Annotated in this window: 17 protein-coding genes and 3 pseudogenes; 12 read left to right on the forward strand and 8 right to left on the reverse strand. The window is 67.4% G+C overall.

Annotated elements, in window-relative coordinates; all coding sequences use genetic code 11:
• The first annotated feature begins 6 nt into the window (after positions 1-6).
• Both KUF83_RS19695 and KUF83_RS43005 read left to right on the forward strand, forming a co-directional pair.
• A complete protein-coding gene (locus KUF83_RS19695; protein ID WP_217456046.1) occupies positions 7-909 on the forward strand; it encodes an SDR family oxidoreductase in 903 nt (300 codons plus the stop codon).
• Positions 910-1,023: 114 nt separating this feature from the next.
• Positions 1,024-1,392, forward strand: coding sequence for a helix-turn-helix domain-containing protein (locus KUF83_RS43005; RefSeq protein WP_374106104.1), 369 nt, complete (start codon positions 1,024-1,026; stop codon positions 1,390-1,392).
• Positions 1,393-1,689: 297 nt separating this feature from the next.
• Here the strand turns inward: KUF83_RS43005 and KUF83_RS42015 are convergent, their stop codons facing one another.
• Positions 1,690-2,112 carry a DUF6193 family natural product biosynthesis protein gene (locus tag KUF83_RS42015; protein ID WP_254644093.1) on the reverse strand — a complete coding sequence of 141 codons (423 nt, stop codon included), beginning with the start codon at positions 2,110-2,112 and terminating at the stop codon, positions 1,690-1,692.
• Positions 2,113-2,442: 330 nt separating this feature from the next.
• On the opposite strand from KUF83_RS42015, the gene KUF83_RS19705 reads away from it, so the two are divergent.
• Together KUF83_RS19705 and KUF83_RS19710 are read left to right on the forward strand one after the other, a co-directional pair.
• Entirely contained in the window at positions 2,443-3,240 is a 798-nt protein-coding gene (locus tag KUF83_RS19705) for a hypothetical protein (protein WP_217456048.1), read from the forward strand.
• A 161-nt stretch (positions 3,241-3,401) separates the two neighbouring features.
• Complete coding sequence (locus KUF83_RS19710) at positions 3,402-6,713, forward strand: tetratricopeptide repeat protein (RefSeq protein ID WP_308403063.1); 3,312 nt, start codon at positions 3,402-3,404, stop codon at positions 6,711-6,713.
• A 491-nt stretch (positions 6,714-7,204) separates the two neighbouring features.
• On the opposite strand, the gene KUF83_RS42620 is transcribed toward KUF83_RS19710, so the two are convergent.
• Entirely contained in the window at positions 7,205-7,327 is a 123-nt protein-coding gene (locus tag KUF83_RS42620; protein WP_302828528.1) for a hypothetical protein, read from the reverse strand.
• 655 nt (positions 7,328-7,982) lie between these two features.
• On the opposite strand from KUF83_RS42620, the gene KUF83_RS19715 reads away from it, so the two are divergent.
• Positions 7,983-8,417 (forward strand): peptidoglycan-binding protein, encoded by a 435-nt coding sequence (locus KUF83_RS19715; protein ID WP_217456050.1) that lies wholly within the window; start codon positions 7,983-7,985, stop codon positions 8,415-8,417.
• A gap of 91 nt (positions 8,418-8,508) precedes the next feature.
• Positions 8,509-8,955: a peptidoglycan-binding protein gene (locus tag KUF83_RS19720; protein ID WP_217456051.1), complete on the forward strand. Its 447-nt coding sequence runs from the start codon at positions 8,509-8,511 to the stop codon at positions 8,953-8,955.
• Between the two features lie 584 nt (positions 8,956-9,539).
• Here the strand turns inward: KUF83_RS19720 and KUF83_RS42020 are convergent.
• Positions 9,540-9,710, reverse strand: a pseudogene (locus KUF83_RS42020) (IS5/IS1182 family transposase); the annotation flags it as partial.
• A 109-nt stretch (positions 9,711-9,819) separates the two neighbouring features.
• On the opposite strand from KUF83_RS42020, the gene KUF83_RS19725 reads away from it, so the two are divergent.
• Positions 9,820-10,293 (forward strand): hypothetical protein, encoded by a 474-nt coding sequence (locus KUF83_RS19725; protein WP_254644094.1) that lies wholly within the window; start codon positions 9,820-9,822, stop codon positions 10,291-10,293.
• Between the two features lie 318 nt (positions 10,294-10,611).
• Positions 10,612-11,349, forward strand: a complete 738-nt coding sequence (locus tag KUF83_RS19730; protein WP_217456060.1) for a dienelactone hydrolase family protein — start codon at positions 10,612-10,614, stop codon at positions 11,347-11,349.
• Positions 11,350-11,502: 153 nt separating this feature from the next.
• Here the strand turns inward: KUF83_RS19730 and KUF83_RS19735 are convergent.
• The 5 genes and pseudogenes from KUF83_RS19735 to KUF83_RS19755 all read right to left on the reverse strand — a co-directional run.
• Positions 11,503-12,622, reverse strand: a pseudogene (locus KUF83_RS19735) (transposase); the annotation flags it as partial.
• 285 nt (positions 12,623-12,907) lie between these two features.
• Positions 12,908-13,684, reverse strand: a complete 777-nt coding sequence (locus tag KUF83_RS19740) for a hypothetical protein (RefSeq protein ID WP_217456052.1) — start codon at positions 13,682-13,684, stop codon at positions 12,908-12,910.
• A 228-nt stretch (positions 13,685-13,912) separates the two neighbouring features.
• Positions 13,913-14,353, reverse strand: a complete 441-nt coding sequence (locus tag KUF83_RS19745; protein ID WP_217456053.1) for an ALF repeat-containing protein — start codon at positions 14,351-14,353, stop codon at positions 13,913-13,915.
• A 367-nt stretch (positions 14,354-14,720) separates the two neighbouring features.
• On the reverse strand, positions 14,721-15,950 hold the full coding sequence (locus KUF83_RS19750; protein ID WP_217456054.1) for a DUF2716 domain-containing protein: 1,230 nt from the start codon (positions 15,948-15,950) through the stop codon (positions 14,721-14,723).
• 703 nt (positions 15,951-16,653) lie between these two features.
• Positions 16,654-17,625: an aldo/keto reductase gene (locus KUF83_RS19755; RefSeq protein ID WP_217456055.1), complete on the reverse strand. Its 972-nt coding sequence runs from the start codon at positions 17,623-17,625 to the stop codon at positions 16,654-16,656.
• A gap of 147 nt (positions 17,626-17,772) precedes the next feature.
• Here KUF83_RS19755 and KUF83_RS19760 point away from each other — a divergent pair.
• The 4 genes and pseudogenes from KUF83_RS19760 (at position 17,773) to KUF83_RS19775 (ending at position 21,174) form a co-directional block, all read left to right on the forward strand.
• A pseudogene (locus KUF83_RS19760) lies at positions 17,773-18,370 on the forward strand (TetR/AcrR family transcriptional regulator).
• A gap of 200 nt (positions 18,371-18,570) precedes the next feature.
• Positions 18,571-18,963, forward strand: a complete 393-nt coding sequence (locus tag KUF83_RS19765; protein ID WP_217456056.1) for an ester cyclase — start codon at positions 18,571-18,573, stop codon at positions 18,961-18,963.
• Entirely contained in the window at positions 18,956-20,053 is a 1,098-nt protein-coding gene (locus KUF83_RS19770; protein WP_217456057.1) for a Gfo/Idh/MocA family protein, read from the forward strand. Before KUF83_RS19765 ends, KUF83_RS19770 begins: the two co-directional genes overlap by 8 nt.
• Positions 20,054-20,655: 602 nt before the next feature.
• Positions 20,656-21,174 carry a DUF4232 domain-containing protein gene (locus tag KUF83_RS19775; RefSeq protein WP_217456058.1) on the forward strand — a complete coding sequence of 173 codons (519 nt, stop codon included), beginning with the start codon at positions 20,656-20,658 and terminating at the stop codon, positions 21,172-21,174.
• The last annotated feature ends 4 nt before the right edge of the window (positions 21,175-21,178 follow it).

Here is a 21,178-nt window from a genome sequence, read left to right on the forward strand (position 1 = left end):
ACCGTCATGGCCAAGCACGTCATCATCGGTGCCGGTTCCATCGGTACCAACGTCGCTCGTCTGCTCGCTGAGCGCGGCGAGAGCGTCCAGATCGTCACCCGCAGCGGCTCCGGCCCCGAGCACCCGCTGGTCGACCGGGTCACCGCGGACGCGTCCGACCCGTCCCGCCTGACCGAGCTGTCCCGCGGCGCGGAAGTGATCTACCACTGCGCCAATCCACCCTCATACACGGTGTGGGAGCGCCTGTTGCCGCCCCTGCAGACGGCGGCCATCACCGCCGCCAAGGCGAACGACGCCGTCCTCGCGCTGACCGGCAGCCTCTACGCCTACGGCCCGCAGCCCGGCGGCCGGATGAACGAACACACCCCCATGGCCGCCACCGGCCACAAGGGCCGCCTGCGCAGACGCATGTGGGAACAGGCCCTCACCGGAGAGATCCGCACCGTCGAGGTCCGCGGCTCCGACTACATCGGCAAGGACGCCAACGGCATCTACTCCCTGCTCATCAAGTCGGCCCTGCAGAAGGGAAAACCGGCCTGGATCACCGGTCACCTGGACATGCCGCACACCTTCACCTTCAACGGCGACATGGCACAGGCCCTCATCACGCTGGCCTCGGAAGAACGCGCGTGGGGCCGACCCTGGCACGTGCCGTCTCCGCCGGCCGTCACCATTCGCGAGCTGGCGCGGCGCTACGCCCTCGCAGCGGGTCGGCCACCGGTCAAACTAATCCAGATACCGCGCTCCGTGACGCGCACGGCCGGGCTGATCGTGCCGATCGCCCGCGAGATGGCCGAGATGGACTACCAGTGGTACGCGCCGTTCCACATGGACGCGACGGAGACCGCCCAGACCTTCGGCCTGACCGCCACCGACCTCGGCACCGCCGTCCGCAACGAGGTCAGCTGAACTCCCACCGCCACACCGGCACGTCGAGGGCAGGTGCGCCGACACCGTGCACGTTCGTTGTCACGGCACTACTGAGGTTGTCGTTAGTTCTGTGGGTGCAAGGGCTTCGGTGGTGTGAGGATCTGGCTGTGCCTGCAGTCTGAGTCTGATGCTTGTGCAGCAGCCGTCTCGCCCTTGACGCGGCCGCAGTTGGCCGAGGCCCGTCGCATGCGTGCGGGCGAGATGTTCGAGCGGGGGTGTACGCAGCCCGAGGTCGCGCGGGCGGTGGGCGTCTGTCTGGAGAGCGTGCGGCGGTGGAAACGCGGGTGGGAGCAGGACGGAACTCCAGCGCTGCGGCGGCGCCCGGCTGCCGGTCAGCCGCCCAAGCTGGAGGACGCCCAGGCCGCCGAGCGCTGGAGCAGGGCGCCCAGGCGCACGGTTTCGAGGCGGACCTGCGGACCCTGGAACGGGTGCGCGTGGCGGTTGAGCGGCTTACCGGGGTGACGTTGGCCCGGGCCCCGGTATGGCGTCTGCTGACCGGTCGGCCGGTGTGGAGTCTGCAGCGGCGCCATCCAAACCCGCGAGTTGGCCACTTCGCCGGCGACCATCTCGCCGACGCCGCCGAACGCGGCATCCGCCGGGTCTGCTCCAGCGAGCAACTCCCGTGGCCCTTCCTCACTCCGGAGTGACAATAGGCATCTAAAAACTACAGAACTAACGAAAACCTTAGTAGTGGCCGGGAGGCGCCTTATTGAGCCGTGACGCGATAGTTGGAATTGGCCACGGTGGTTGGAACTGAGATCAGTTCGCGGAGCCGCTGGGGGTCGGGGCCTCGGGGCTCGCGGGCAGGATCGCGGCGTCGTGAACGTCAAGTTCTTCTCGGGTTCCAACGAGGGCAGGTCCGCAGTGGGGAGGGAGGCGGTCAACCACCATCGTGACGGCCTGCTGCGGCGTCGCGGCCGGACCCACGGATTCGCTGCGCAGAGGGCCGGAGACCCAGTACTCGCCTCCTGCTGCGGGCTGAATGTAGGGGACGTCCCATGCCCATGGCCACTCGGTGCAACGGCTGAAGTGCAGTTCTCCCATTCCCGTCCAGGGAAACAACCGGCGGAGTCGGGGTTCAGCGTAGGCCGCTTCGAGCAGTTCCGGACGGACGCGCCCGTCGGCGCGCACCTTCTGCCAACCTGCTTCGACGAGGGCGTGGCCCGGTGGTGTCGTGTCCATAGCGACACATCATCCCCTCCTCCAGGAAAGCGTCCGTCGGCACGGCGAGCGCGGGATACCCGGAACTGGTTCCACCATGAATGGCGATTCACGGCAGGTTGCAAGAAGGGTGACCATGTGGTTCCAACAAGCGTGTCCTACGAGGTCCGAATCGCCAGGTCACCACATGCACATGGTTCCAACTACCGCGTCCCGTCACACAAATTGCGGATGCCCGCGCCTCGGCTGCGCCACGATGGCCTCTGGTCACGGTCGGAGGAGGGGGCATTGATGGCGGCGTGGGGGGAACGGGCTGCACCAGTAGGTGTCGGCCTTGGGATCTGGGTGGGCTTGGTCGTCACGTCCCAGTACCGGGAAGCCGACTTGTGGCCGGTCTGGGCCGCGATTGCCCTCGGTTTGACTGGTGGGGCAGGGATTGTTTTCACCTTGGGTGCCCAGCAGTGGCGCGCTCTGCCTGAGGCAGAGCGCCCATCGCGGCGCGAGGCCGTCGTCATCGTGGGCGCCGTGGCGCTGGGCGCGGCGCTCTATGGAGCGGTGGCGGCCTCTGTCGACGACCGTCCGAGTGCGTGGCGGGGGCCACTGCTGGTGGGAACCGCCCTGGTCGGTGCAACGCCCATCGTGTGCGTCGCCTACGCGCTATGGAAAACCACACACACTGACCGGAGTGACGTGGCCGCAGGAGAGCTGACGGAATGGCTGTTGGCTCGCCGGCGGACCATGCGGACACTGGTGGCCAACCTCGGAGCACTGGTCGGCCTGTCCACGTTGGCGCTGGGGGCAGTTGTGCGCATGGAGGCTGAGCTGGTGAAGGGGCACGCCTTGGCCTCAGCCGAGGCCACTCCCTTTGAATACGTCTTGGTCTTCGGCGGAGTAGGCACGCTGCTCGTAGCCATCGCCTACGTCCCAGCCGCGATCGGACTGCGTCGCCAGGCGCACCGTCTCGCCGAGCGGTTGTTCACACTGGAGGGCGTCGATGACTCGGCAGCACTTCTTGAGCGCGTCGAACAGCGTGCGAGATTCGAACAACTGTTGGGTGCCGAGGCAGGTCCATTCGCCGATCTCCAGGCGGGCATCGTGGTCCTCACTCCCCTACTGGCCAGCGCCGTCGCGGTCTGGCTCCCCCGCTGAGCCGCTAGTGCACACCTTTGGGAGCTGCGGCCAACTATGTACGCAGAGTGGCCAACTGAAGCACGGTATCTGGGCGAAAGACTCCGGCGAAGCCAGACTGGTCTCACGATCTGACTCAGGGGGCGGAGCAGGTGGGGCGAAGGCTGCCAGCAGAGCAATCCGTGCAGGACATTCTCAGGGGACGCAGACGTCGCGGTTTCCTGGGCCGCGAGGCGGAACGCGCCGCATTCACGGAGAACTTCGCGGTGTCACCAGAGGATGAGCGCCATCGCTTTCTGTTTCATATTCATGGCGCTGCTGGCGTCGGCAAGACGTTCCTCCTGGCCGAGTTGGAGCACATCGCGCAGGAGCAAGGCGCGTTGACCGCCCGCGTTGACGAATCGATCGCCGGCGTGCCGGAGCTGCTCGGTGCTCTCAGCGCCCAGTTCGCTCGCCAGGACCACCGGTTCCGGGAGCTGGAACGTCTCCTCGCTGACTGGCGGGAGCGGCAGCATGAGGCGGCATCTGTGGATCTGGACGAGTTGCTGGACAGCAATGTGCCAGAGCCTTCGCCGGGCAGCATGGTGGCCGCACGTGCGAGCCTCATCGGGCTCGGGCTGGTGCCCGGTGCAGGAGTCTTCGCGGGAGCCGTTGATGCGGTTCAGCTGGCCCGCGGGGCCGACCGGTTGCGGGCCGGGCTCGGAATGCGGCTGCGCAGCCCGGAAGACGTCCAGATGGTGATGTCCCCCGAAAGCGTGCTGACACCGGTGTTCTTACGGGAGCTGGCTGATGCGGCTGGTTCCGTTTCGTGGATCGTGCTCTGCTTCGATGCGTACGAAAGAACGGCGCCCTTCTTGGACAGTTGGCTGCGGGACGTGATGACGACGACGCGGTATGGCACTTTGGTGTCCCGGGTTGTGGTGGTGACGGCGGGGCAGTATCCGCTCCATGCCGCTCGGTGGGGCGAGTTCGCCGATGGCATCACAGACTGGCCGCTGGGGAATTTCACCGAAGCGCAGACACGCGGGCTGCTGCGGAACAAGGGGGTCGTCTGCGAACCGGTGGTCAGGGAAGTGCTGCGGCTCAGTGGCGGTTTGCCCGTGCTGGTCTCCACTCTCGCGGCTGGCAGGCCCACGGAACCCGGTCATCTCAACGACCCGAGTACCACGGCCGTGGAAGGTTTCCTCAAATGGGAACAGGATCCGGTGCGGCGGGCGGCGGCACTGGCCGGCGCACTGCCTCTACACCTGGACGTTGACATCTTCCGTGCGGCGGTGGGCTGTTCTCACGACGAGGCGGATGCCCTGTTCCCGTGGCTGCACAGCCTGCCCTTCGTGGTGCAACATGGCACAGGGGTGCGGTATCACGACGTGGTGCGGGCGCAGATGCTGCGACTGCAGCGCCGCCGCTCGTTGCGCGACTGGAATGAGCGGCACACAGCCCTGTCCACGCTGTTCAGCCAGTGGCGGGAACAGGCCGAGGAACACCTGGACCCGGGCATGTTCTGGAAGGAAGAGAGGTGGCAAGGGCTGCGCCTGGCGGAGTCGTACCACCTTCTGTGCACCGGGTCTCGGCGTGCGTGGGAGATGGTCCTGCTTGAGGTGGCGTCGGCGTGTACTGCAGGTGAGGCTGTGGCGCGCCGTTGGGCGCAGGTCTTCCGGGACGCAGGCCGGGACACTGAATACGAGGAGCTCCGTGAATGGGGGCGCCACCTGCAGGCAACCCTTGCCGAGGGAGGAACAGTGCAGGCTCTGCACTTGCTACTCGGCAGGGCCGACTTCGGCCCCGAAGAGCAGGCAACGGTCCTGGTCGCCTGCGGGGGTCTACGTCGCCTGGAGGGCGAAGCCCGTGTTGCCCTGGCCGACTTCAACCGTGCGGTCGCTCTCAGTCCCCGCATGGAGCCGGCGTACGTGGGCCGGGCACTCGCCCATGCCGAACTGGGCGAGTATTCCGCAGCCATCGACGACCTGGACCACGCAGACGCGCTGGCTCCTGATACGCCACAGACCCTGCGCCGACGCGGCGACTACTACCGGATCACGGGCCAGCTTCAGGAATCGATGCACGACCTTCAACGGGCCGTTGAACTCGCCCCTCTTGATCCCATGGTTTGGACTTCCCGGGGCTCGACACACGACGCTCTCGGCAACACCACGGCGGCCATCACAGACCTCAACCATGCCCTGGAGCTGCAGCCACACAGTGTGCGGGCGCTGATCCACAGGGCCCGGGTGCGCACCTTCCAGCCGCGACACGCTGCGCAAGCGCTGCAAGACCTCGACCGGGCAGTGGAGTTGGAGCCTGCTACAGCCTGGGTGCGCTGCGAGCGCGGTGCAATCCTGCGGATCGTGGGTCGGCACGCGTCCGCCCTCGCCGACTTCGACCGAGCCATTGAGCTCGACCCTGGATACGGCCGCGCCTACTCCGGCCGCGGTGCCACACTCGGAAATATGGGCCGGTACCCGGAAGCTCTGGGCGACCTGAACCGTGCGGTGGCGCTCTTGCCTCTCGACGGGTGGCCGTTGTCCCGCCGCTGCTGGGTCCATATCAAGCTCGGAGCTCACGAGTGCGCGCTCGCCGACGCCAACCAAGCGCTCGCCCTGGCACCCGGTGACGTGAGCACGCTCATACACCGTGCCGAGGCGCTGCACGGACTGGGGCGGTTCTCGGAAGCACGTGCCGATCTCGAGGACACCATCGAAAAGGGCTTCGGGCGTGCGAATACATGGTCGCCGTGGCGCAGGATCGAGTTCTGCTTTGCGACCGGCCGTCTGCAGCAGGCCCGATCCGACCTGGAATTCCTCCTAGAACACGCGGGCCGGAAGTCCGCAGCAAAAGCACATCATCTTCTCGCCCGTATCCACCTGCTCAGTGACCAGACCGAACAGGCAAAGGCAGCACTCCACACGTCCTGGACCGCTGACCCGCAAGAACACACCGTGCTCGAAACCCTGTGCACGGCACACCGGCGGACCGGCCAGGGCATCACTGCACGCCAGACGGCCGAGCAACTGTTCCTCAGCGACGAGGTCTCCGGGCTGACGTACCTGGCCCTGACCCTGGAGACCTGCAGCGGCAGGCGGGCTGCGCATCCCTGGTGGCACGCCGCCGAACAGGCCTTACACCAAGCCAGACTCCCCGCCGGGACACGGCATCCGTACAACACCCTGATCTGCACGGCGCTCGATCGCTGGCCCGCGGTGGACGCAGACCTCACCCGCCTGCTGGCCACCCCGCCGGTCCGCTGGATCGAACTAGCCGAACTGGCCGCCACCCTGGGAGAGCTGCTCCACGCCCCCGGCATCGACCACACCCGTCTCGCTCCCCGCCTCACAGCACTCCGTGCTGCCCGTGACTTCCTCCACGCCCACTACAAGCAGGAACCTTGCCCCAGACCCGCCGTCGCGGGCCATGGAGTTGAGAGCGCCCGCCGGTTCGCGGACGTCGCGTCCCTCACAAGCGGCAGCCAAGAAGTCGGTTCCTCTGATGGGTGAGCCCCGGCATCATGGTCGTAGACGGGTACGTGTGCGAGAGGACGAGTGCGGCGGGTGTCTGAAACGAGCCAGCAGCGGACCTGACGGAGCTGTGGCATCAGCATTGGCCCCATTGCCCACCGGTTGGGTACAAGCTCCGTGACCCGTACCGAGATGTCTGGGTACGTTTTCACAGCCTGCCGGAGTCGAAGCGCTACGCGGAGAACGAGAGCGAGTACGCCGTCGCCCTGGAGCGTTACAACACCGTCCTTGCTGTGAGTTGTTCGCCGGTGAGGACGTGCATGTGATCACTCCGCTCTGGACAACCGAAGCCGAGGTTCCGTCATCGCAACCCGTCACGGGGTACTGGCAGAGCCTGCTGGCGGAGGACGATCCTGACCCTGAGTTCCGCACCTACTGCCACCTTCTCGCCGCCCGCCAGCCCTGGCAGCGCGGATGCACCGACGAGCTGCTCCAGGACATCGCCGTTGACAAGGTGGCGGGCGTCCTCATCACCGACACCCGGGATACAGCGCGTCCACCACCCCTACGACGGTGGCGCCGACGTCTTCCTTGCCACGGCCGAGGAACGGGACCGGATGCGCGATCGACACGGCGACTGGCTCTCCAGCCATCCCTCAGGTCTCTTACCGGCCCGGATCGCAGCCCCGCTCAGGATGGTCTCCACCGCAACTTCCGGGTTGAAAGGCTCCACGAGTTCCTTGACTGCGACGGCCACGAGGCGCGCAGGCACATCACCAGCAGCGCGCTCACGTACTCGACGGCCTCCGCCGGCGAGAGCACCGGTATCCGCTGGCGCAGTGTCCGCACAGCGTGCACGCGTCCGTGCGTGGCGGTGATTCCGCACAGCGCATCGTGCAGGTCCTCTACTGCGGCCCGCACCGGCAGCCACGTATCCAGACCCGGTGGTCGATCTCCCACTCCCCTGATTTCGGCGAGACGACCCCAATCCGGTGCAGTCCCCGTCGCCGCGGCCGACCAGGTACGGCCCACTACGGAACTTTCTCCGCTTGGATCAACTACACGGCGAATCCCGAATGCACAACGCCAGGTTCGTAGGCTCAGCGCGCTACTGCCACTGAGGATTGGATGGGACAGACTGCGCCGGCACCACCCTGTGCACGACGGACAAAGAAGCCTGCACGTATGACAAAGGCCGGGTTCCACGCCGCCGCTAGTGTCCGTGGCAGAGCCCGGGACAGCACCGCGAACCGTCCTCGGGCATGCACGGAAACGACAGTGCTTCTCGCACGGAGAGGAACGACAGGCATGCGCAGGACAGGCAGGAGCAAGGCACTTCTGGCGACCGGAACCTTGCTGGGGGCCCTGATGGGAGTGGCCACCGCCGCCGTCCCGGCCCACGCGGCGGACGGGGTGTGTACGGGAGCGGCCTCGGTGCAGAACGGATCGACGGGCCGGCACTTTGTGTACCCGATCAACGTCGCCAACAACACCATCTACTGCTACCTGCAGGCCGGGCACACCGGCCCGGGAGTCAGGGCCCTGCAGAAGAACATGAACAGCTGTTACGGCAAGAAGCTAGAACTCGACGGCATCTTCGGGTCCGACACCAGGAATGCTCTGCGTGACGTCCAGGGCAGGATCGGTGCGGTGGTCGACGGCGTCTACGGCCGGGAGACCCTGGCCAAGATGAAGTGGGCCCGCTACAGCAACGAAACCGGCGCCAAGTACGACTGCGTCTGAGTTTGGCGTTTCACCTCGCAGGTCACTCGACCCGCTGATCTCACGGCGTGATCAAGATTCTCGCACCTGACCGATGCCTTCCGTGAGGAGCATGATGTCTTTCCCTACGTCCCGCAACAAGCCGCGCGCCCTTACTGCTCTGGGTGCCCTGGCGGCCGTACTCACCTGCGGGGTCGCTGTCTCCCCCTCCGCGAGCGCGGCCGGGGTACACCCGACCTGCAATACCACCAAGGCTGTCTCCATCACCTCGGGTCACTCCGTCACGGTTCCCGCCTACGGCAGCGCCAAGACCCTGACCTGCAAACTGGTACTCAACCAGGCCACGGAGAACCCGGCCGTGAAAGCACTGCAGCGGAGCCTGAAGACTTGCGAGGGCTACTCCTACCTTGGCATCGACGGCTTCTACGGCCCGCAGACGTTCCTCGCCGTTGAGGCCCTCCAGGACAGCTATGGACTTTCCCAGGACGGCATCTATGGCCCGGACACCCGGGACAGCATGAAGCACTACAGTTCCACACTGGGCTGCGCCCGCCTGTGACACCACCATTCAGCGCCTGACAGAATCTGGCCGTCCCTCGCCGCTCCGGCCGGAGCGGCGATGCCGGGCAGCCGTTCCAGACTGCGATCGCGGGCAGTCGGGCTCCCGCCCGACTCGGCCACGGCGTCCTGGCCGACTTCCACTGCAGCCGGGCCGAAGCCCTCATCGTCCTGCCGGCCAAGGAGTGCGGGGCGGTCACTTGCCCTTCGCTGCTCCACCCGCCGCACGTGCTTCCAGGCACAGCTGGCCTGGCGGTGACCTCCTATTCCCCGACGAGGCATGTCTGCTGGTCAGCCAGTGCTTGCTGTTTGGGACGCGCAGAGAATCAACCGCAAGTCACAGCGGTGGCGGTGACTTCACCGATTCCTGGCCCGACCTGGCGAGCCTTCTCCACGCAGTCGCGCAAGCACTGCATGAAGGCGGAGACGTCCGCGGACTGCACCCCTGTCTCACTACGCAAGGCGGGATGTGGTGGGACGAAGAGGGCTGCGGCGAACTGAACGGTCACCCGCTGAGGTCCGCACCGATCGGACTGCCCTAACCACCAGTCAGCACAGACCGCCGCCAAGTCAACGCAACGTACCTGAGACCAGCAGCACGCGGTCCTCCAGCGACAGACTCCAAGGCCGGCCGCGCTGCTGATCTGCACCGTGCTCGCGTCGCACCGAAGCAACCAACGTGGCCAAACAGCGCGAGTTCAGCCCAGTTAAGGGCTCTACCCAGGAGGGCACCGACGCCGTGATCACGCCAGCCACAACATGATCGTTGCATTCGGGAGAAGCAGTCGAGCGCCATGCCGTCGACCACGGAGCAGCATCCATCACCCCCGTAGCTCCGTGACTTGAGCTGGTCCAGAATGCCTCCATGGCCGAAGAGGAGCACAACGAGGCAGGTGCACGCTCGTTCCTGTCATGCGCAGCTGAGGTGGCGCGGCTGCTGGACCTCGGGCACGCGGCCGACGTACCAGAGGCCCGCCGCGCGCGGCAGCTGGCTCATGCGGCACGCAGGCCACTGCTCGAACACGCCAGTCTGCCCGAAGAGTTCTTCAGCCCCTTGATGGCTGCGGCCGTATATGACCCGGACCCCAGCTTCTGCCGCTGGTTCGTTGAACCAGCCGTATTCGCATTCGGACGCCGCCGGGTCATGAAGGCGCTGCTCGACTATCTACGGACAGGCACGGATGCGGAGCAAGAGGGTGCCGAGCGAGCTTGGTACTGCGCCCACGTGCCGCTCCGCGCGGACCGGTCCGCGGCTTACGCACCTGGCGGACGTCGCGATCCCGCCATGGACGAGACCCACGATCTGGTGGACGAGTGGCGGGAAACCCTGAAGCGGTAAGCCATGCGGCCGGGCTACGTCGAAACCTGAGACTGCCTCGTTGTCGCGGGCTGTTGGCCGCTCTGCGGCAGCTGTGGGACAAGTAGACGAAGTGTGTTTTCTGTCCCCCTCGAAATGCGTGAGAACCCATCTTCAAACCGGTGAGAGGCCTGACCGAGACACGGGTCAAAGGGGCAACGGGATGGATAGCTGCCGTGGGGACGAGGTCCGTGACGGTTCATGTGAGCCCTCGCCGCATTTCAGGGAGATGTCCGCGCTGCTCTGCCAGGGGCAGAACAGTGACCGGACCGGTCTCGATGATCACTACAGTCCAGTCTCATGACGACGATTACGACACGTACGGTCGAGTACCCGGCGGACGGTTTGACGATGATCGGGCACCTCGCGCTCCCGGCCGGTGTCGACCGCCGGCCCGCGGTGCTGCTCGGACCAGAGGGCATGGGGCTCAGTGACGTCGAGTGCCGCCGGGCCGATGCTCTCGCCGAACTGGGATACATAGCGCTGGCCTTCGACCTTCACGGCGGGCGCTATTTGGGCGACCCCGAGGAGATGCTGGCCCGTTGCTTGCCGCTGCTCGCTGATCCCGACCGGATGCGGGGCATCGGCCATGCGGCGCTCGACGTGCTGCGCATCGAACCGCGGACCGACCCCGACCGGATCGCCGCCGTCGGCTACGGCACCGGGGGCGCCATCGCGCTGGAACTCGGGCGCGACGGCGTCAACCTGCGCGCGATCGGGACAGTCAACGCAACTACCACGGGCCGACCGGGCGAGGCGGCGCGCATCCGCTGCCCGGTGTGGGCCGGGGTTGGGTCGGAAGACCCGATCATGCCGCCCGCTCAACGGAACGCGTTCACCGCCGAGATGCAGGCCGCGGGCGTCGACTGGCGCCTTGCTGTCTACGGCGGCGCCATGCACGCCTTCCATCACCCGCCGGTCGACCACCCCACGGTCCCCGGCGTCGGCTACCACCCACAGCACGCACAGCGAGCCTGGCGCGACGTCGTAGACCTGCTCGCCGAGTGCCTGCCCGTGACGGAGGCTCTGAGGACATGAGCCAGACAGATAGCATTTGTCTCCTATCGCTGTCCCACGGTGCAAAGTAGTCAAGGCGTCTGGCATGCCTCCAAACTGCAGGTTCCCAAGGCAGAGAGGACGACCTGTCAGATGGCAGCGCCGGACGATACGACATCCCGCTCTCCAGCTGGGGGCGGCGGAGAAGAGCCGCAGGCGGAGATTCTGGGGCTCCCAGCGTCGGGCCTCGCCGGTCAGTGCGAGCTTCGGCATCCAGGCGAGGAGGTCGAGCGCGAGCGAGACGATCTCCAGCCAGATCCGGTTCTGGGCCATGTCGTGAAGCGGGCTTCGCATTCTCCGTACGGAACTCAGCAGTTCGAGTAACGGACGGCGATGCACCGCTTCATGCCCCATTAGGTTGCGCAAGCCGGTGGCGTGAGCGGCGCGGATGCGATCTTCGCAGCGGGCCAGTCTGCGGTGACGCAGTTCCAGGCTGGCGAGCTGGCCGCCTTTCGTGTTGGTCGCGAAGCTGGTGAGCCGGTTGCCGTCGATGTCGGTGAAGCGCAACTGGGCACCGGGGTGCGGGCGTTCCTTACAGACGATCAGGCGCATGCCCCGGCGAAGTCGGTGCTGATCAGTGTCTGCCGTCCCCGCCGCAGGATTTTGGGCAGTTGCGCCAAAGCAGGTTGGGTAGTTTCGATCTGGTCGGCGGCGGTGTTGGAGCCCGCGTTGCCGGGCCGCAGGAGGGCGGCCACCGGTTCCCCGGAACCGTCCTGGCTGTGGTCGACAAACGCGACGAGCAGATCATGGCCGAAGGTCTCTTCCAGGTCGGAGTGGCGACCTGCTTCTCGGAGTGCGCGAGCACCAGCACCCCGTCGATGTCCACGATCACCTGGCCGTCGGCGGCCGGACTTCTCGCCCGGGCCAGCTCCCAGACCCGCTGACGCACTTGAGAACGTGCGCCCTGGATTGCCGCAAGAGCTTTCGGACCGGACGCGGCGAGCACGTCGACGAGACGGGAGACCGTCGGATCGGAGGCCACCGGACCGAACACAGCCGACTCGGCCGGCAGCAAGCCGACGTCGGCCAGACAGTCGCCGCCGAGTGCGACGGCCAGGGCTACGTCCAGCAGGATCTTGCCCGGATCATGCACGGCCCGCCGCTTGCGTGACGGCGCCAGTGCCGCCGATATCGCGGTATCCAGGCCGGACTTGCGGACTGTTTCGATCAGCAGCACCGAGCCTGCCTGGGCAACCACCCCGCGACCGCCTCTCTCGACACGGATACGCGGGTAGCACCCGCTGCTCTTCTTCACCTGGGAAGTGCCTCTCCCGGTACCACGAACGGGACCCTCAGCAAGTCCTATCGTTGCAGCTCAGGGGCACCATCTGCTTTCTCGATCACCTGCCGGACGACACCCCTCGTGAAAGCCCGAGGCCAAGGGAGGTCTTCCCCGTGGGGTGCCTGCGGCCGGCGGTCCGCGCCCATGCGACGAGCCCGTTCTCGCCAGCCGACCGGAGCCGAATGAGGGCGGCAGATTCCGGAAGCCGCGCGCCCGTGGGAACCGTGCGCAGTGGGCAGAGCGCAGGGGCGGGCCCGATCAGTTGGCCGACGTGCTCCGTGTCATCTCGGCTGCCTCGGTGATGGCGCGCTGTCCGAGATCGCCGGACAGCTGCATCGTGACGGCAGCCAGGACGTCGTCTCCGCCGACAGTCCGCCCATCCCCGCGGCGGGTCGACAGGGCGAGAAGGGGGTCCTTGAGCAGCGGGGCCGGGGCTGGCTCGCCCGGCACCACCAGACTGACCGTCCCGAACCGCTTGACCCCGCCCTCGCGGACGACCTTGGCCGCGTCCCGGGCCAGGGCCGTCAGGAACACGCTCGCGATTCCGTCCAGGTCGCGGACCATCGCCGGGGCCGCCCTCACCCCCCGGCCCCCCAGCAGCCTTCTCACTCCGGCCTCGAACCGGTGGGCGCCAGCCACACCACTTGGTGTACGCGCCCCGCGGCGCTCACGAAGAGACACGAGCGCACCATCGGCGTTGCGCACCTCGCCCATCAAGCCGTGGAAGGTCGGACTGTGCAGATACCACGCCGATCCCACCTCCACCTCAACGTTCCGGTCGATCGCCGAGATGAGGTCCTTGGGAATCAGCCTCTTCCTGGCCTCCTCGGCCGCCGCGCTTCTCGCGCCGTCGATGATCTCCGTCAGCAAGGTCCGCGTCACCGACGCGGCGGCCCACGCGGCCGACCGGGAGACGTGCAACGAGGTCACGTCCCTGAACACCGCTTTGACGAGCTGAGGCTTGAACGGCAGGTCGGTCACGACGGAAGCGGTCTGTCGACCGCTGCGCTCGGTGCGCAGGGGTTGTGTGGTCATCGAAGAATGTGCCTTCTGCTGTCGGAGGTGTCAGTTGTCCATGCCGCACCGGGCGGCGAGACCACAGTGCTCTGCGGAGGGCGCCGAGCGGCACAGGGCCTGCCGGGCGGGGCCGCCGGCACACAGAGGTGCAGGCGCGGCCCCGCCCGGATTCTCGGCGTTCCGGCGACCGGGCGTGCGGCAGGGGGTGCCGCCCGGGCGACGCGCTGTGATGCGGCGCTGTGCCGGTCAGGCGACCTGGTACCTGCCGACTTGCAGGAAGTGGCGCAGTGCTTCGGGGGTGTTGTCGTCGAGGGCGGCGTTGGCTGCCGCGCGCAGGGCCGGGCTGATGGATGGGTCGGCGAGGATGCGGGCGATGGCGAAGCGGTCGTCCTCGGCCTGGGCGATCCGGTAACCGGTCTCCAGCCAGGCGCGCATCGCGTCGGAATCGTTGGCGTCCAGGAGGGCGTTGACTTCTCGTGTCACACGCCGGCCGCTGTCCGGATCGGCGAGGATCCGGACTATGGCCACCCTCAGGTCGTCGGCGTCCGGCTCGTCCGCGGACGAGGACACCACGGCCAACGTCACCGCGGTGGGTGCCGCTGTGGCGGCGAAGGACGGGGTGGCGAGCAGGAGGGCCGGGGCGAGGATGCCCGCGGCGATGCCGGGCGCTACGCGATGCAGTCGCAAGGGGAATACTCCTCTTCGTTTGCTACGGAGGTGAGTTGAGGACGCCTCAGCGGCGTTCACTTCGGTGATGCTGCCACCTGGGTCTGACAGTGGCGGTTGCCCCTGCGGTCGCAGGGCACCGTCGCCGCGGACATGGCCGGTGTTTCATCCGCGGCGCGCTTTCGAGCAGGACGGCCTGGAGCGCGGCTCGCGACTGTCGGGGCATGATCGGGGCGAGACGATTCCTGAGGGCGCTCATGGTGTGGTCCGAGCGTGTGGTGGTGCGCGACGGGGTTCGGCTTGTCTGCCGGGACCAGGGCGCACCGGGGGTGAAGCGCTCCGGGTCTGAGGGAGGCTCCGGACTCCCCCGGTGTGGTCGTGCAGCCCTTCAGACAGCGTCGCCGCTCGATTCGAATGTCCAGACGTTGCCGGTGTTGCGGCCCCCGCGACGCATCACCGTGCCGAGGGTGGCCGTGAGGTCGTGCTCGACCTCGGCAAGGAGCTCGGCACCGAAGACGCACAAGGACTCCTCCCACGGGTGCCAGAAGGTGCCCATGCGCAGGTCGCGGGTGAGGAGCATGTAGTAATCACCCTCCCAACAAGCGGCGCCCGGCCACGTCGGCCCGCCGGAGCCCCCGACACGGGCCGGGTCGAAACGGTAGCCCTGGTGCCACCAGTCGACCGAGTAGAGCTGCTCACCGGGGCGGACACAAGCACGCAGGCCGCGTTCGACGGCCTTCTGGAGACGCGCGACACGGTGATCGTCCGGAAGGTTCCGCCGCAGCTGGTACGAGTGGCACGCGTCCGTGACGTCCCCGACGTGCCAGGTGACGGAGTCGGGCGGCTCCTCGATGGAGGGGTAGTAGGTGTAGCTGGGCTTGAAGGCGAAGCGGTCCTGGAACTCCGCGCACAGCGCGTCGTGATCCCGGTCGCCGATCAGCATGGCAACGGGGCGGGTTACTGCCGGCGGCGGGCCGGCCGGGGTCCAGGCGTAGCTGCGGACGGTCGATACGGCTCTGAAGCCAACCGCGAGGAGGGCGTCGCGGATCGGCCCGTCGGGGGCCTCGGCCATGAGGTAGCGACGGCCCGGTGCCTGTCGCGGCGAACCGGTGCTCAAGCGGAGAGCGTGGCTGTTGCGGGCCCACTGGACCCAGTTGGGCAGGAATTCGGTATGCGGACCGGTCATCCCGCGCACGGCCACGAATTCCGTCCATCCGACGGCCTCCGCCCAGCCGACGCCGACGAGCCGAGTGTCCGCTTCCAGGAGCTGGACGTTCAAGGCCCAGCCCAGCACGTTCCCATGATCCTCGCGAACATCCGCGAGACCGCGCGCGTAGGGCCCACCGGCCTCGGCCAAGCGATCCAGCGACCGCTCGCGGTGGTAACCGTAGTCAAGCCGACGCACGCGCAATCCCTTGGACGGGGCCACTGTGCTTGTGCCGGCCGCCACCTCGTCGAGGTCAGCAAGGAGCAGCGTCCGGTCCGGACCCATCGCTGTAAAACCAGCGGCGCGCAGCGGCTCGCCCACCCGGACCGGGTCATGGCTGTACGCTCGCCACTCGACCGGCTCGCCCCGAGCGGCGAAGGCTGACTGCAGCCGACCGACCAGCTCAGCCACCTCCGTCGGCGTGGAGTTGGCGGGCAGCGGAGTGTGGTGGACCGTCCCGTGGGTTCCGTAGTGGCTCCGCAGGACAGGCCCGTCTTGCGCGACCACGGCCCCTTGATGCGCCCGCCCCGGCACATGCCCTCGCATCTGCTCGTCATACGCGGTCAGCAGCGCGTCCCCTGAGTCCATCGATCTCCCATGCCTGGCATGCCCTGCTCACGACCATGGCAATTATCGGGACGATGACCAGCGCAAGCCACTCATTTCCCTGGGAGGAGCGATGTCGTCGGCTGAAGACACCGATCCCATGGCTGCGCGCCACAGTTGACGACATCCGCCACCTCAAGGCCCCCTCCCGCTCGGTCTGGACCTCGGCCAGCTGCTTGCCCAACTCTTCGGCGAGCGTCTCCAGTTCTTTCCGGCGAGCGTGATCCGCTCCAGCTCCAGCATTCCCACGCCCTCCTCGCGCTCTGCCGTCACCGGCCCGGTCAGGGATCGCAGGAGGGGCACGGCGGTCGGCGCAGCAGAACCCGACAACGGCCCTGGCGACAGGTCAGACGATCTTCACCATGGACTCCCGCCGACGACCAGCGCGAGTACCCCGCACACCGAACCCGTGACCTGCGTACTTCATGTTGCACAGTCTCATTGGGAATGCGGCACTCTTCGCCCGGACGCCGACCGACCCGCGGCGTGCGTGGTGGTACGTCTTCCATCAACGGTCGATGGCGGCCATGTTGTCCGCGTCGTAGCGCTCGCCGGAAGCCCGGGGCAGGTCGTTCAGGCGGGCGACGTGGCTGGCAGTGAGCTCGATGTGGTCGGCGGCGGCGTTCTCCTCCAGCCGGGCGACTCGCTTGGTGCCGGGGATGGGCGCGATGTCGTCACCCTGGGCGAGCAGCCAGGCCAAGGAGACCTGCGCGGGCGTGGTGTCGATCTCGGCGGCTACGGCCCGGACCTCGTCGACGATTCGCAGGTTGCGTTCCAGGTTGCCGTCGGCGAAGCGGTGGTTGGTGCGGCGCCAGTCGTCGGTGTCAAGATCGTTCAGGGAGCGGATGTTGCCGGTCAGGAAGCCGCGGCCAAGCGGGGAGTAGGGCACGAAGCCGATACCGAGTTCGCGCAGGACGGGCAGGATTTCGGCCTCCGGGTCGCGGGTCCACAGGGAGTATTCGGACTGGACCGCGGTGACCTGATGCACGGCGTGAGCGCGGCGGATCGTGGCGGGGCCGGCCTCCGACAGACCGATGTGGCGGATCTTGCCTTCGGCCACCAGTTCGGCCAGCGCGCCAACGGTCTCTTCGATGGGCGTGCCGGGGTCCACCCGGTGCTGGTAGTAGAGGTCGATGTAGTCGGTACCCAGGCGCTTCAGTGATCCCTCCACGGCCAAGCGGATGTTGGCCGGGGTGCTGTCCGGAGCCGTGCCATTGGTGTGGGAGATCAGTCCGAACTTGGTCGCCAGCACGACCTCGTCCCGGCGCCCCTGCACGGCCCGGCCGACCAGCTCCTCGTTGATGAAGGGGCCGTACCCCTCAGCGGTGTCGATATGGGTGACCCCGAGGTCCAGAGCGCGGTGGATCGTGCGGATCGAGTCGTCGTCGAACTGGCCGGCGCCGGTGTAGAACGCCGACATTCCCATGGCTCCGAGACCGATGCGCGAGACCTTGAGGCTGCCGAGCGAAACGGTTTTCATGGCGCGGACTTCCCTTCCCATCAATTAAGTACCGGTCGGTGCAGAACCTAACACATCAAGACCGACCGGTACTGAACTGCGTTCGCCGCCTGGGTACGATGAAACTGCTGGTCAGCATAGATATGTACCGATAGGTGCGATTGCGGGATGAGTAACTCCCGTTGGGCCGTCATGGGTCGGCCTCGAGGATTCGACATCGACCAGGCGCTGGAGCGCGCGATGCGGGCGTTCTGGGCGCGAGGGTACGAAGGTGCAAGCCTCGCTGAACTGACCGACGCCATGGGGATCACCAAGACGAGCATGTATGCGGCCTTCGGCAACAAGGAGCAGTTGTTCCGCAAGGCCCTCCAGCGCTACGGCGCGGGGCCGGCCGCCTACGCCACGCGCGCCCTAGAGGAGCCCACCGCACGGGCTGTGGCCTTGGCGTTCCTCCGCGGCGCGGTCTGCACCACGACCCCTCCCGGCGGCCCCTCCGGGTGCCTGACCGTGCAGGGTGCGGCTGGCGTCGAGCGACGAGAGTCGGGCCGTACACGACCTGCTTGTCGACTGGCGCAACGACGCGGGGGTCCACCTCGAGGAGCGCTTCCGGCGCGCCGTCAACGAGGGTGACCTTCCGCGCAACGCCGACCCTCGGCGTCTTGCCCGGTTCATCATGACGATGGGTTTCGGCATCGCAGTGCAGGCCGCCAACGGCCTCGGTCCTGCCGAGATCGTCGACACGGCACTGCTCGGCTGGCCCGCGTAGCGACTGCACCCCTTCGCTCGCCCCGGTGAGACATCTCCTCACATGAGGGCCGTGACAGCGCGAGAAAATTTCGGTACCGTCCGGTACGGAAGTTTCGGACAGTGGTTCCTCCCCCTGCCGACGATCACAGCGACGAATCCGTCAAGGGCCGTCGCGAAACAGAAACATGACCTCCGCTCCGGGGGCCGAGGAAGGAGATCATGTCCGACACCGACCTTCGCGAGTTCTACCTGCGCTACATCGGGGCGCTCAACGCCCACGAGATCTCCCGCATGGACGAGTTCATCAACGACGAGACCACCCTGAACGGCGATCCGGGCACTCGGGACCAGGTCATCGCTGTGCTGAACGGCGTCATCGACGCGGTCCCGGACTTCCACTGGGAGCCCCGGGAGATCGCGGTCGATGGTGATCGCCTGGCCGCCCGTCTGACCAACACAGGCACGCCCGCCAAGGAGTGGCTCGGCGTGGCTCCCACCGGCACCTCGTTCGAGATCGTCGAGTACGCCATCTACCAGGTTCGTGACGGGCGGTTCGTGCACATGACGGCCCTGCACGACGCCGAGAACCTGAGGCGGCAGCTCGGTGCCTGATCCCCGTAAACCGATCGGCGTCGGCATCGTCGGCCTGAGCGCCACGGGAGGCTGGGCGGCCGGGGCTCACCTGCCCGCGCTGAGCGCCGTCGACGGGATCGAGCTTCGCGCGCTGGCGGCGAGCTCCGAAGCCTCGGCCCAGGCCGCGGGAGCAGCGTATGGCGTACCCGCGTACACGTCGGTCGAGCAGCTCGCCGGCGACGAGAACGTCGACCTCGTTGTTGTCGCCGTCAAAGTGCCCCAGCATCGCGAACTCGTGTTGCCCGTGCTGAAGGCGGGAGTGCCGGTGCTGGCCGAGTGGCCGCTCGCCGTCGACCTGCGCGAGGCCGAGGAGATGGAGCGTGCCGCCGGGCCGACGCGCACCTTCGTAGGTCTTCAGGGACGCTCCTCGCCTACCTTCCGCTGGCTGGCCGACCTCGTGTCCGAAGGATTCGTGGGGGAAGTGCTCTCCGCCACCGTCGTGGCGTCTTCGACCGAATGGGGCACTCCGGTGTCTCCGAACATGATCTACACGCTCGACCGCAAGCTCGGGGCCACGATGCTGACCATCGCGTTCGGACACGCGATCGACCTGGTGTCGATGGTCGTCGGCGAACTTCAGGAAGTGGTCGCTACGACCGCGACCCGGCGCCGCCAGGTTCCGCTCGGGAGCACCGGGCAGGTCGTTCCGATGACCGCCGAGGACCAGATCGCGATCTCGGGCACCGTGGCGGGCGGGGCGATCCTGTCCGTCCACCACCGTGGAGGCGCGGCATCGGGTGCCGGGTTCTCTCTGATCATCGACGGCACGGAGGGGAGACTTGAGATTACCGCCGCCGAGTTCCCGCACGTCGGTCCGGTCACGGTGCGTGGCACACGCAGCGGCGGTCGGCCTGCGAAGGTCACGCTGCCCAGCGGCTACGACGACTATCCCGGCCTGGCCGGAACCGTGATCCACACGCTGGTGCACGCCTACTCCGCGATTCGGGACGACCTCGTCCGCGGAACGGCTGTCGCCCCGGACTTCACCCACGCCGTCAAGCGCCACCGACTCCTTGACGCGATCGTACGGTCCGCCGCCACAGGCCAACGAAAAGCCCTCGGTTCTTAGGCGCGCAGCCAGTCGATTTCGACACTGCCCGACATCACTTCGCCACATCGACCCCAGCCATGTGTGCCGGCACACCTCGGCCGCACGCTGACCGATCGAGAGCGGACACGAACGAGCGTGGCGTTCGGCGCAGCAGACCCGACAACTGCCCTGTCGACAGGTCGGACGATCTTCACCATGGACACCCGCCGACGACCAGCGCGAGTACCCCGCCCGCCCCGCACATCAGACCCGTGACCTGCGTACTTCATCTTGCACAGGGCAAAGTGGGATCCGCCAGCGTGCGACGTGTTGGACCTCGACTGGGCTACGAACTCAGAGCCTGACCCTCAAGCGCACTTCAGGCGAGCCGCACCCGAACGGGATTGTCCCGTGGCTGGAGGAGAACGCCACGGACATCGGTGGGGCCAGGTGCTGATTCACCCTGCCCGTCCCGGCCACCCGTTCCAGGGCGCCAGTGTTTCCGCTGGTCAGCGCCCGTTCCAGCGTTCCAGCGTCCCAACATGATCGCCTTTTGTGGCGGGCGGAACAGATCACCGAACAAGCTGAGGCCGTCCCAGCAGTCCGCTGGACGACCCACTTCCGCACCATGGAGATCTCCGATGCGTTCGCGACTCGCCGCCCGCTCCACCCGCCTCGCCCTGGCCGTGGCCGCCGCGGCCGCCCTGGCCGCCACCGCAACCCCGGCCGCCACCGCCGACAGCGCAAACACCGCCACGCGGGCCTGTGCCACCAACGACCTGACCTTCAAGATCACCTCGAAGACACAGGCGGGCGGCTACCTCCTCGTCACCGCCAAGGCCAAGTCCGGCATCACCTGCTCCCTGCAGGGCGTCTTCCCCTCCGCGTCCTTCGGCTCCGCCGCAGACACAGAGCTGCGGCCCGCCGAACACAGCGTCAGCGACGACGTCGTCCTCTCCGGCTCCACCGCCGCCTACGCCGGCATCAACCCCAAGTCCACCAACAACGACAACGGCAGGCTGTTCGACAAGCTCCACCTCTCCGTCGCAGGTGACGTGGACAACTTCGTCACCCTCAACCTCCCCCACACCGTCCAGGTCGACCGCCCCCTCGCCACCAACTGGCACGCCGACCCCGCCGACGCCGTCCCCTACAGCTGACCCC

The sequence above is a fragment of the Streptomyces sp. BV286 genome (assembly GCF_019090165.1).
GTDB lineage: Bacteria > Actinomycetota > Actinomycetes > Streptomycetales > Streptomycetaceae > Streptomyces.